This is a genomic window from Streptomyces sp. MI02-7b, from assembly GCF_033793585.1.
GTDB lineage: Bacteria > Actinomycetota > Actinomycetes > Streptomycetales > Streptomycetaceae > Actinacidiphila.
The window spans coordinates 1-12,867 of sequence record NZ_JARAWX010000058.1; the positions used below are offsets into that span (position 1 = coordinate 1).

A 12,867-nucleotide genomic window follows, 5' to 3' on the forward strand; every position below is an offset into this window, starting at 1 on the left:
AACGCGCCAAGATCCGCAGCGAACGCCAACAACGCTGGGGCCGCCCACGACCCAAAGCCGCCTAACCAACCCCGGCAACGTTCGTGGTCAACGCACTAGTGATGCAGCATGCAATTCTCCGAAAACTGGGCAGAGCCGTCGACTGGGCAGGGTTGATTCCGTCAGGGCTCCTGCTCTTCGTCGGTATACGGGACTGTCGCGACGGCGGATCCTGGGGATGGCCGCTCCTCGGCGCATCGCTCGTCCTGGTCGGCGTCTGGACGATCTACCGCGGGAGACCGCGCCGTGGCGGGGGCAAAGTCACCGAGTCGCACGAACACCAAGGATGAGGAGCGGCGCGGCTCGCTGACGGGGTGTCTGACTGCGCCACGACGACCCTGTACCCAAGCGGACGCCCAAACCTGCAGCGGACACGAGGACATGCACCGCCTCAGGCACGGTGATGGAGTTCGCTATCGGCGTGCACGCGGCTTCGCGCTCCGCCTGGGCGTACGACTTCAAGGTGCCGGAGTCCGCGAAAGACAGAGAAGGTCAACAGCCGGCCAGTGCTGGACGACGTGCTCGCCTCGTAAGAGCGACTGCGCCTGCAAGGCTTCACGAGTCGGCTGGTCACGACCGGTGGCGGCACTTGCGAAGGGACCCCAGCATGCGGGCAGCGCGGAGCGACCCGCCATAGTGGATGAGTGCCTACACCGATCGGGCCTGTGATCATCTTCGATGACGAGTTCCACATGTATGTCCTCAGGGATCACGCGTACGCCGAGGCGTTCTGGGAGCTACCCGAGGAGTACACGTGTGGATTCGATGCGCTGGCCAGGCCGCTGCGCATGGTCGGTGAGCCCCACCAAGTCCGCCTCGAACTGACCGGGGCGGAGCCGGATGAGTCCGAGTTGCGCCGGCTGGTCGCCAACCACTACAGGCGCTACCTCCGTGCGCAGGAGCCGCCCCAAGCGAATAGCCTTTCGGAATTCGTGGCAGCCCTTCCTCGCGAGGGACGGTAACCGCGGTGACTGCCATCCCAGTGGAGTCTGCGGCAGCCAGTGATCTTCGTCGGCAGAGTCTGCGGGGTGTCCGATGATCTTGTCCGTGATGACCTGTGGGAGCGCGTAGCCCCGCTGCTGCCACCGCAGCCCGAGCGAAGGCACCTGCACCCAGGCCGACTCCGGGTGCCTGACCGAGTTGTGCTGGCGGGCATTGTCTACGTGCTGCGCAGGGGTGTGGCCTGGCGGGACGTTCCTGCACGCGTGGTGGGGTGCCCGGGCGTCACCGCCTGGCGTCGTCTACGGGACTGGACCCGGTGTCTGGCCCCGAATGCACACGAAGCTCCTTGCCGAACCGCGCACTACCGGCTTGACGGCTCCCATGTCAGCGCCCTCAAGGGGGGATCACTTCGGCCCGTCGCCGGTCGACCGAGCCCGCCCCGGCTCCCCACACCACCTGATCGTCGACCGCCGCGGCACCCAGCCGGCCGTGTCCGTGACCGGCGGGAACCGGCATGACGTCACGCAGCTGATCCCGCCGCTGGAAGCGGACATCGGCGATACGTACAACCGGCGGCCCCGCATCGACCGTGCTGGTGGCGTCTGGCCGGCTGGGATGACGAGTGCGGCAATGTGGACCCCCCGTCTCGCCCGGACTCGCGGCAGCGATTGCAACGGCATCACCCGGCTGGTGCTATCGCGGGAAGGTCCTTGGCGGTACTCACGCTGATCCGGAAGCCGGCCGCGATCTGCGCGAGGCTGCCGTGCTTGCGCGGGTACACCAGTGCGACCAGGGCACGCGGCGAAGGCCCGAGCCTGCAGCGGCGGTCACCCCCTCGACCAGCGCAGGAGGCAGGTCCCGTGCGGCAAGACACGTAGACAACGCTCCCCGGCAGAGAGTTGAGACGTCAGACATCTCGCTCAACCGCTGGGGAGCCTCGCCCGTTCTGCACGGGTTGCCGACCAGATGGCTGTCACCCGTCGGTGGCCCGGCTGAAAAGGCTCAGTCAAGCTGCAGCCGATTCGCGATGCCGGCAGACGTGAAGGCGTTGACGAGATCACCGCGGTCTTCGGTGAAGTGGGCCCAGCTGTCGCAATGAGCGGGGACTACACGTCGGGCTTCGAGGATCTGTGCGGCTGTAGCGGCCCCGGCACCGTCCAGGACGACGAGTGCGCCATCGAAAACGGGCAGTCGAGGTGCGCCGGCGAAGAGAACCGCGGAGTCGATGGGCCCGAAGCGCTCGGCGATCTGCCTCACCACGTCCAGTGACGCGTTGTCGCCGCTGACGTAGATCGTGGGCAGGTCATCGGAGGTGAGGACGAACCCGATCACTTCACCTGCGATCGCCTCGGCTCCTTCCGGACCGTGGAGGGCTGGCGTGCCCGTTACGGTCACCATGCCGCCGTCCGGGCGGGGCAGTTCGACAGAGGCCCAAGGGGAGAGCGCGCGGGTAGTCCCGCCGAGGCGTTGTGCGCCGTCGGTGGTGGTGAGGGTGAGTGGCACGCCGGCGAGAAAGTTTCGTCCGGAAGTGTCGAGGTTGTCGGCGTGCTGGTCGTGGGAGAGCAGTACGGCGTCGACGGGGCCGAGTTCCTTCGGCGTGATGGGGGAGGGTGCCGTTTTCGTCAGCACCAGGCCGCCGGGCAACTCGTAGTCGCCGGGGCCGTCGAAGGTCGGATCGGTCAGAAGCCGCAGACCTCCATACTCGATGAGAACCGTCGGACCGCTGAAAACAGTGATGGGAACCTGCTGCACCTTGGAACACCTCACGAATAGGTGGGTGGTAATCCATGATAAACATACGAATTCTCGTGGGTGAGTGCAAGCCGTACCATGAGGTGCATGTTGGCAAGCCCGATAGAACGGCCTGATGTGCAGCCCGCCCCCGGGGGTCGAGCAGTACCCGGCACTCGATCTCGTCAAAAGCGTCGTGACCTCGCCTGGGGGCCAGTCCCTGGATCTTTTGGACACTCCGGCCGGTGCCCTGCAGTGGCTCACTGCACACCGGCTCACATCGGCAGGCGACGTCCTGCACGAGGGTGACGTGGCGCGCTTTCGCACGCTGCGCACACACATCCGCTTTGTGATTCGCCCGCACCGACGCGGTCAGTCAGCCGGCACAGCTGGGACCTGGCAGGTGAGGCAGGTCAATCTGTCACCCGATCACGCAGCGGGCCCCGGCACGAAAATCTGCCTGAGTCCATTGAGAACCCAGCCACGTCTTCGAAAACCAGTCGGGCTCCGAGGGCGGCCGCGGTGTCTCTTTCAACGGCCACAAGTTTGCGTTCCGCCTGTCCTGGTTGCCGTTCAGTGCGCCCACGCGCCGCGTTGAGAGCGCTTCCTCGCCCGGCACCGGGGGACGGCTCGGGCGAGCCGAACCGCAGCACCTCGATATCGGGGTGATGTTCGACAATGTGCGACTGGAGGGACATCGGAAACCAATGAGTGCCTTGCTCGGAGACACGGTCCGGCCGTTCACGCACAACTTACCCCACCTTCCTTCACCCATAGATCCCCGAAATTGATGACGCCGGAGGTTGGTTGCGCATTCTTTATCTTCATTCGGAGTCAACCACTTCCAGTCATTCCCATACACCCAAAAGCAGCCGCAAACCGAGAGCAAATCACTTGAACGCAACTCACCGGTAGATCCAGTGCGCCAAAAAACAGAATATGAATGCCTCACTCTTGGGCTGCGACGATGGAGAATTGACGCGCACCGAATGTTAACTATGGCCAGTTTTACAGTAATTACTCCAGCTTCGTCTATCAGCTCGGGAGGCCGCAGCACCCCGCTACTGATCGCCGAGTGCGCTGGGTGACCCTGGCTCCAACTCGCGGGCGTCGTCGGGATGCTGCTTCTGCCGCAGTTCGCCGTCGGCTTGTAGTGCGAACGCGCGAGACCCTGTTGCATGCCGAGTCAGACCTGCTGCGTGACTCCTGATGGCGATACACGCCACCGGTGACTGCTGAGTCGGCCTGCCGGTGGTTGGTATACACGACAACTACTGACATTCGATGTCTGATGTCGTCGGGAGCGGACGAGTCGTGACCCTTGCGGTAGGCCCTGTGTGTGAGGTCCACGCAGGGTGGTGGGCCGGCCGCCGAACGCCAACGTTCCGAAGGTGATTGCGGTTTGAGATTGCCGCCCGGTTCACACACGCGGGCGCGTTCATCGCGCATGTGCTGCGGGTGTGCGGTCGGTGCGACGGTAGCCGAAGGTATGTCGACGGCCGGGTCTGTGATCTGGCCTCGCAGGCGCAGGTCTCGCTGCTGCTGAGCGCTGAACTCTTCGCAGCCCTGAACGGCGAGTGGGAGAAGAGACCGGTCGCGCGTTTCTGGACCTGCCGGACGCCCACCCGACCGGTGTCGAACGGGACGAAGCCGCGGTGATCGCATGGGTGAAGGAGACCTGGCCACAGGGCCGCCTCAACGCCACAGGCCGCATAGGCCACGCCGACGCCCCTACCGTTCCCACGTGTGCGTTGTCTCGATGGCGCGATCGTGCGGGCGGACACGACCGACTCGATGTGAAGCTGGCGTCTTCACGCCGTGTCGTGATCACGCCCTCGGCGCCCTGTCGTGCGGCGCTGATGGCTTCCGTTCGCTCAGCGGACGTACAACACCGCATTTTTGACGCGAAACCTCCGGCAGTTGCGACGGACGCATAACGGAGATCGCCCGTTCGCTGGCTTTCCGTCACCACTACCCGGTACGAAGGCCCGTTGACATGCGCAGAACCGGTCTCACTAATGGGCCCGGTGAACGCTACGGCGTTCACCGTCGCCCGCGAGTCGAACCCGGCTCCACCCCAGCACGCATGCACGGGAGTCCACGTTGCGCAGACCAGCGAGAACCAGAAACCCTGTACGCCGGACGGTGACCAGGGGCCTGGCCGTCCTCGGCGCCGCCGTCATGGCGCTCCTCGGGGTGCAGGCACCGGCGTTGGCCACGAGCACCGCGGACACACACTCCGCCACCCCGGCCGCCGCCACCCGCGCCTCCTTCGAACCGACCTGTGACACGCCGAAGCCCGGCCAGTTCAGCTGCTTCGCCCTGCGCCGCACCGATGTGAAGGCGTCCAAGGGCGTGATGCCGGCGGCGGAGACGCCGGCCGGCTACGGCGCCGGCGATCTGCAGAGCGCCTACGACCTGCCCGCCGACGGCGGCGGCGGTCAGACCGTCGCCATCGTGGACGCCTTCGACGACCCGACCGCCGAGGCGGACCTCGCCGTCTACCGGGCGCAGTACGGCCTGCCGGCCTGCACCACGGACAACGGCTGCTTCCGCAAGGTCGACCAGCGCGGCGGGACCCACTACCCCCCATCGGACCCCAACTGGGCCGGTGAGATCTCCCTCGACCTCGACATGGTCTCCGCGATCGCGCCCAACGCGCACATCCTGCTCGTCGAGGCCGACAACAACGGTTTCGACAACCTGGCGGCCGGCGTCGACCAGGCGGTCGCGCTCGGCGCGAAGTACGTCTCCAACTCCTACGGCAGCGGATACCAGAGCGGGAACGGCGAGGACCCGTCCGAGACCACGGAACTCGACGCGCACTACAACCACCCCGGCGTCGCGATCACCGCGTCCACCGGTGACTGGGGCTACGGCGTGGCCTACCCGGCCGCCTCGCAGTACGTGACCGCGGTCGGCGGCACCACGCTGACCCGCGCCCCGTCCACGACCCGCGGATGGACCGAGTCCGCCTGGGGCGACGCCGGTTCCGGCTGTTCGCTGTACGAGCCCAAGCCCGCCTTCCAGCACGACACCGGCTGCGCCAACCGGTCCCTTGCCGACGTCTCCGCCGTCGCGCAGGACGTGGCGGTCTACCAGACCTACGGCAACGGCGGCTGGGCGGTCTATGCCGGCACCAGTGTCTCGGCACCCATCATCGCCTCGGTGTACGCCGCCGCCGGCACCCCCGTCGCCGGCTCGTACCCCAACGCCTATCCGTACGCGGCGGGCACCGGCATCAACGACGTCACCACCGGCAGCAACGGCAGTTGCTCCCCGTCGTACCTGTGCAACGGCGCCACCGGCTACGACGGCCCGACCGGTCTCGGCACCCCCGCCGGCCTGACCGCGTTCCGCAGCGGTCCGCACGGCGTGATCACCGGCACGGTGACCGACAGCGCCACGGGCAAGGCGGTCGCCGGCGCGACCGTCAGCGCGGGTGACAACTCCGCCCGTACGGATGCCTCCGGTGCGTACTCGCTGACCGTGCCCACCGGCACCTACGACGTCTCCGTCGCGGCGTTCGGCTACGCCGACGGCTCCGCCGGCGGTGTCGTGGTCGACGACGACGCCACGGTCACCAAGAACTTCACCCTCGCCCCGGTGCCCAGCCAGACGGTCGCCGGCAAGGTCACCGACGGCGCCGGCCACGGCTGGCCGCTGTACGCCAAGATCACCGCGGACGGCGTCCCCGGCGCGGTGTGGACCGATCCGGCCACCGGCGCGTACAGCCTGGACCTGCCTCAGGGGCACTCGTACACCCTGCACGTCGCGGCGGCCACCCCCGGCTACAAGGCCGTCAGCAAGACGGTCACCGTCGGCGACTCCGCGCAGACGGTGGGCATCTCGGTCCCCGTCGACTCCTGGACGGCGACCCCGCCCGGATACAAGGTCGACGTGACCGGCACCAACGAGCCGTTCGACGCCACCGACGCCCCGCCGGCCGGCTGGAAGGTGGAGAACGCCGAGGGCACCACGGGCGGCTGGGAGTTCGACGACCCGGGCAACGTCGGCAATCGCACCGGTGGTGAGGGCGCGTTCGCCGTCGTCGACAGCGACTACTTCGGCAGTGACGCCTCCCAGGACACGTCGCTGATCAGCCCGGTCTACGACTTCACCGGGAAGAACGACCCCGAGGTAACCTTCGTTACCGACTACAATCAAGGTGGTGTCGAGTCCGCTACCGTCGAGGCGACCGCCGACCGAGGCAAGACCTGGAAGACGGTGTGGTCTGCCGGGACGAGCCTCACGGCCCAGCGGATCGAGGTGTCGCTGTCCGATTTCGCGGACAAGTCCGAAGTACAGTTGCGCTTCCACTTCACTGGCAGCTTCGGCTGGTACTGGGAGGTCGACAACGTTTCCGTCGGCAACCGGCAGCTGACTGCCCTGCCCGGTGGTCTCGTCGTGGGCAACGTGACCGATGCCAACACCGGTGTCGGCATCGTCGGAGCCACCGTCACCAGCCAGGACAAGCCGTCCGAGAAGGCGACCACAGCCGCCACGCCCGACGACCCGAACCTGCCTGACGGTTTCTACTCGTTCTTCTCGACCGCCTTCGGCAGCCACCCCTTCACCGCCGCCAAGACCAAGTACTCCTCGCTGACCAAGAACGCCAAGACCGGGGCCGACAGCGCCGTCCAGGCCAACTTCAAGCTCAAGGCCGGCGAGGTCACGATCACTCCGGCCTCCGTCTCGGCCTCCGTCGCCTGGGGCGGCTCCGCGTCGCAGAAGCTGACCGTCAAGAACACCGGTGGCGCGGCCGCCACGGTCAACCTCGGCGAGGAGGCGGGCGGCTTCACCCAGCAGGACAAGGGCGCCGCCCTGCGAACCGTCAAGGGCGACTTCACCCCGCTGTCCAGCAAGGCCCACGCGCCGGCCGTCAAGGCCGCACCGGCCGCCGCAACCCCGTCCGACGACGCCTGGCAGACGGGTCCGGACCTCCCGACCGCCCTCATGGACAACGCCGTCGACACGCTGGACGGCAAGTTCTACTCGGCATTCGGCTTTGACGGTTCGACCGACGTCAGGGACCTGTACGTCCTCGACCCGGTCGAAGGCAGCTGGACGAAGCTGGCGAGCGCATCCGACACTCGTGAGGCCCCCGCGCACGGGATCATCGACGGCAAGCTCTACGCCGTCGGCGGCTGGGGCCCGAGGGGAACCCCGGACGCGAAGCTGGAGATCTACAACCCGCAGACGAACAGCTGGACCACTGGTGCGCCCGCGCCCAAGCCGTACGCCGGCTCCGGTACGGCCGTCCTCGACGGCAAGCTGTACATGATCGGCGGCTGCGGCGGCGACTTCTGCGGCACCACCGACGCCAGCGTCTACGACGCGAGCACCGGCAGCTGGTCGCAGATCGCCGACTACCCCGAGCGCATTTCGTGGGAGGCGTGCGGCGCCATCCACGGCCAGATCTACTGCGCCGGAGGTCTGGGTCCGGCCGACAACAACATCCTTCACACCTACGCCTACGACCCGGGCACCGACAGCTGGACGCAGCTCGCCGACATGCCGTCCGCCCAGTGGGGCTCGGCGAACGCCGCGGCGAACGGCCGTCTGATCCTGGTGGGCGGCGGCGCCGGGGATCACCTCATCACGAACCTGAGTCAGGCCTTCGACCCGGAGTCCGGCACCTGGAGCGCCCTCCCCAACGCCAACCTCGCCACCTACCGCGGCGGCGGCGCACCCGGCTTCTACAAGGTCGGTGGCGGCGCAGCCCCCGGTATACCGATCAGCAAGGTCGAGGTGCTGCCCGGCTACGACCAGGGCGGAGGCGACGTCGACTGGCTGAGCACGAGCGTCCAGCAGCTCACCCTGGAGCCCGGCGCCAGTGCGGTCGTCACCGTCTCCCTGGACGCCACGGCTGCCTCGGTCACCCAGCCCGGCGACCTGCGGGCCAAACTCAGCGTGGTGACCGACACGCCGTACTCCGTGCCGCGTATCCCGGTCACCCTGCACGTCGCCCCGCCCAAGACCTGGGGGAAGATCGCCGGTCTCGTCCTGGGCAACACGGCCACCGGCGGCACCGCGCCGCTGGCCGGGGCAACCGTCCAGATCGACAGCTGGGCCTCGTCCTACACGCTCACCACGTCCGCGGACGGCACGTACGGCCTCTGGCTCGACGTCCGCAACAACCCCCTCACCGTCATCGTCGCCAAGGACGGCTACCAGCCGACCGTTACGACGATCAAGGTGAAGAAGGGGGCGACGGTCACCGGCAACTTCACGCTGAAGCGCAAGTAGCCGGAGGAAGCGTCAGGAACCGCGCCGGCGGCACTGGGAACGGGCCGCCGGCGCACCCCGGACGCGAACCACGACAGGCGAGAGGGCCGCCCCCCCCGCGTGGGGACGCTGTTGGTTTATTCGGCCCCTTGCGTGACGTCGGTCCCCATGACCCGGTTGTGGTCATGGGGACCGACGTTGTTGTGTGGGGTGGGTGTCGATGTCGTTGCAGCCGAAGGGGCGGGGGGAGATTCCGGCGGAGACGGTGCGGGTGGCCCGGGCCGCGTTCCCGAAGGGGAGCCTGGCGATCCGGGTCCGGGACGAGCTGGGGCCGATGTTCCGCGACGAGGACTTCGCGGATCTGTTCGCCTCACGAGGCCGGCCCGCCTGGTCACCGGCCGGGCTGGCGCTGGTGTCGGTGCTCCAGTTCGTGGAAGGGCTGACCGACCGCCAGGCCGCGGAGGCGGTGCGGGCACGGATCGACTTCAAGTACGCGCTCGGGCTCCAGCTCGACGATCCTGGCTTCGACTTCTCGGTGTTGTCGGAGTTCAGGGACCGGTTGGCCAGGGCCGATGGCGGGCGGCGGGTCATGGACGGTGTGCTGGTTGCAGCCCGGGAGAAGGGGTTGCTCAAGACCGCGGGGCGGGCCCGCACCGACTCCTCGCACGTGTTGTCGTCGGCGCGTGAGCTGTGCTGGCTGGAGCAGGTTGTTGAGACGCTGCGTGCCGCGCTGAACGCGCTCGCGCAGGCCGCTCCGGAGTGGCTGTCCGAGATCGCGGAGTCGGACTGGTTCCGCCACTACGCCACCAGGGCCGAGGACTCCCGGTTCCCCAAATCCCGTGCGAAGCGGGACGAGGTGGGGCTGCGGATCGGCCGGGACGGGACACGCCTGCTGGAAGCCGTCTTCGGCGCCAGCGCCCCCGCGGCACTCCGTTCGCTGGACGAGGTGGAGGTCCTGCGTCAGGTCTGGGTCCAGCACTTCCACCGGGTGGACGGCGAGGTGACGCGGCGGGGCCCAAAAGACCGGCCGCCGGGCGCGACGCGCCTGGTCAGCCCCTATGACCCGGAGGCCCGTGTCGGCGTCAAACGAGACACCATGTGGGACGGATACAAAGTCCACCTCACCGAGACCTGCGGCGAGACGGACGTTCCGAACCTGGTCACCAACGTGGCCACCACGGTGGCGACCGTCGCGGACAACGCGATGAACGAGGAGATCCACACCTCCCTCGCCGCCCGCGACTGCCTGCCCGCCGAGCACTGGGTGGATGCCGGATATCCGACCGCCACCCATGTCCTTGCCGCCCGCGACCGACATGGTGTCGAACTGCACGGGCCACTGGTCGCAAACACTTCGGCCCAGGCCAAGGGCGCTTTCGGGCTGGACGCGTTCACCGTCGACTGGGAACACCGGCAGGTGACCTGCCCAGGCGGTGCCACCGCCACGGACTGGTATCCCCGCAACGATTCCAAGGGCCTGCCCGTCATCCGCGTCAGGTTCCCCGCCAGCCGCTGCGGCCCCTGCCCCCACCTGCGCTCATGCGTCAGCTCGGCCACCGGCCGCCGCCGAGAACTCATGCTGCGGCAACAGCAGGCGCAGCACGACGCCATCCGGCACATCCGCGCTGAACAGCAGACCGATGCATGGAAGGAGCGCTACAAGATCCGGGCCGGCGTCGAAGGCACCATCTCTCAAGCCGTCGGACGCTGCGGACTGCGCAGATCCCGCTACCGGGGCCTGACAAAGACCAGCCTCCAACACCAGCTCACCGGCGCCGCGATCAACCTCGCCCGCATCGACGCGCACCTCACCGGCGCACCCCGAGCCCGCACCCGCACCAGCCACTTCGCAGCACTGTGCCCCGTCGAGCTGACGCTCGACGGGGCACAAGCAGGGGCCGAATAAACCAACAGCGTCCCCCGATGGGGCCGGCCCTCTGTCGATGGTGAAGATTCGGGCTCCGCGAGTCGGTCAATGCGTCGGCCCGGCATCCACTGGCACACCCACGCCTTCGCCTTCGGAACTCGGTTGCCACCACCCACGGTTGGCGGCGAGCACCCCGGCCTGGAACCTGCTCACAGCTCCAAGCTGGCCAAGCAGAGCTTGGACACGGCGCTGCACGGTTCGGTACCCGAGGTCCAGCTGGCGCGCGATAGCTTCGTCGGAAAAACCCGCTGCCAACAAGGAGATGATGCGTCTCTCCTCGTCACTCATGAGGTCGTCCGTTCTCTCGCCCCAAGACAAGTACGGCTGGCCCTCGTTCCACAGCGACTCGAAGAGGGCGCTCAGCGCGTCGAGCAGCGCGGAGGGATGGACGAGAATGCACGCGTCCATCACCTTTGGGTTCGTCTGGAGCGGGATGAGTGCGGCTTGATCGTCAGCGATGACCATTTTCATCGGCACCGTCGGGAGGATTCTGACCTCCTCGCCCGCAGCTACGTCGAACTCCATCCGCCTGGCTGCTTCAGGCAGGGCAAGCGTGTCGCGCGCGCGGATGAAGCGGCTACGCAGGCCACGCTGAGTGACAGCGGCGACGGAGTCGACGAGTTCCCCGTCGCTGGACCGCGCGTACGGAGGCGCGTCGATACCTCGAATTTCCCGCTGGGCACGGGCGAAAAGCTGCTGCCCGAAGCGTGCGACGTTCTCACAGCCGGTGACGACCTGGATCAGTTCGGCGGATTCGCGACTGCGGCGGGCTTCGCGGTGACGTGCGGTCAGCTGCTCGGTCATCGCCCGCACCCGGCGAATATCGCGTTCGCGGGCGAGTAAAAGGGCCTCCATGGCATGGTCGGGTGACAGTGCAGTGAAAGAGGCAGACGGGCCCGGCACACGCGATATGAGACCGCCATCTTCGAGCTTCGCCAGAGCAACGAGGACCTCGTCGGACCCGCGGTCAGTACGTCGACACAGTTCCCGCAAGGAGAGAGGCGGGTTGTCTACCAATATGAGGTAAAGCGCCTCGGCAAGCTGGTCCAGTCCGAGAACCTCTAGCATGGCCACCTCCACGGACAACCTAATATCCCAACAGACGCGAGGATACCGAGCAGGGCAGTACGGCACGATCGGCGGGGCTGTTTACACGCTCGCGTGTGACACCACAGGAGAAAAGTATGTGAGTGTCAGACCCGGTGAAACCGTGACGCTTAAATTCAATTTCACTCATCGATTCGGTGTGCTGAAGCATGTTGCCAACCCCCTTGGCGGATCAGGTCCGGTGACAGCTCGCCATCGACTGTCGCATGTCAAGCAGCGGCATTTCAGGGCCTGTCGCCCGCCACCGAACGGATGACGCGGAATATCCCGCCGCTCGGCAGGTCCGAATAACGGGGATGCGCGAGAACCAACAGGTTCGAAACAATCATCCGCGCCGACGAGAGGAAGTCACTGAAGTTGAGCACAGAGGGCGAACCAGAAACGGCAGTGCGATGGCCATGTCCCGCGTGGGCAACCTGCGCCGCGCGTTTACGGCGCCTGGCGAGCTACTCCGGGATCACAGAGTCTCATCAGGCGTGTCCTGCGTGCCCCGCCCTGCGGCCGCACCCTCGACGGCCGGATCAGCGGCTCCGCAAGCTCCCACAGTCCGTCCGGAACATTTCAACTCCACGTACCCCGCCCCCATGAACAGCCCAACGACCGCCTCACCACGTAGGGGCCGGTCTTATGAGGCCAGACAGTGCGAACCGCTCGGCTGGGGATGCCCCAGCCGAGCGCTACTCCGAACGGATGACCAGGTGTTTAACCGGCTACGCGCGCTGCAACGATCGATGCGCGGATACGGTCTCACGCAGTGAGCAGTTCCGGCTGCTTGCCCGTCAGTGGCCGGCGGTGACCGGCAGGTCCGGCTGATCCCCCGGCAGATCCCGCTGCACGCCGGGGTCGCCGGCGTCGGCGGTGTAGTCCTTCACGGCCGTCTCGTCCAGGCCCTC

The 12,867-nt window shown here is 67.3% G+C and carries 6 protein-coding genes and 2 pseudogenes; 5 read left to right on the plus strand and 3 right to left on the minus strand.

All coding sequences use genetic code 11. The features are described from left to right. Positions 1 to 704 precede the first annotated feature (704 nt). Both PV364_RS40805 and PV364_RS40810 read left to right on the plus strand, forming a co-directional pair. The gene (locus PV364_RS40805; protein WP_319666013.1) at positions 705 to 1,001 is read left to right on the plus strand and encodes a hypothetical protein; all 297 of its coding nucleotides are present in this window, start codon (positions 705 to 707) and stop codon (positions 999 to 1,001) included. Between the two features lie 27 nt (positions 1,002 to 1,028). Further along, a pseudogene (locus tag PV364_RS40810) lies at positions 1,029 to 1,530 on the plus strand (transposase); the annotation flags it as partial. Positions 1,531 to 1,983: 453 nt separating this feature from the next. Here PV364_RS40810 and PV364_RS40820 read toward each other — a convergent pair. Next, positions 1,984 to 2,733, minus strand: coding sequence for an MBL fold metallo-hydrolase (locus tag PV364_RS40820; protein WP_319666014.1), 750 nt, complete (start codon positions 2,731 to 2,733; stop codon positions 1,984 to 1,986). Positions 2,734 to 2,848: 115 nt separating this feature from the next. Here PV364_RS40820 and PV364_RS40825 point away from each other — a divergent pair, with 115 nt between their 5' ends. The 3 genes from PV364_RS40825 (at position 2,849) to PV364_RS40835 (ending at position 10,846) form a co-directional block, all read left to right on the plus strand. Continuing rightward, positions 2,849 to 3,310, plus strand: coding sequence for an ABATE domain-containing protein (locus tag PV364_RS40825; RefSeq protein ID WP_319666015.1), 462 nt, complete (start codon positions 2,849 to 2,851; stop codon positions 3,308 to 3,310). Between the two features lie 1,547 nt (positions 3,311 to 4,857). Next, on the plus strand, positions 4,858 to 8,961 hold the full coding sequence (locus PV364_RS40830; RefSeq protein WP_319666016.1) for a carboxypeptidase regulatory-like domain-containing protein: 4,104 nt from the start codon (positions 4,858 to 4,860) through the stop codon (positions 8,959 to 8,961). A gap of 199 nt (positions 8,962 to 9,160) precedes the next feature. Next, complete coding sequence (locus PV364_RS40835; protein WP_319666017.1) at positions 9,161 to 10,846, plus strand: IS1182 family transposase; 1,686 nt, start codon at positions 9,161 to 9,163, stop codon at positions 10,844 to 10,846. A gap of 66 nt (positions 10,847 to 10,912) precedes the next feature. Here the strand turns inward: PV364_RS40835 and PV364_RS40840 are convergent, their stop codons facing one another. Further along, positions 10,913 to 11,935, minus strand: coding sequence for a helix-turn-helix transcriptional regulator (locus PV364_RS40840; RefSeq protein WP_319666018.1), 1,023 nt, complete (start codon positions 11,933 to 11,935; stop codon positions 10,913 to 10,915). Positions 11,936 to 12,434: 499 nt separating this feature from the next. Then, a pseudogene (locus PV364_RS40845) lies at positions 12,435 to 12,520 on the minus strand (IS5/IS1182 family transposase); the annotation flags it as partial. Between the last annotated feature and the right edge of the window lie 347 nt (positions 12,521 to 12,867).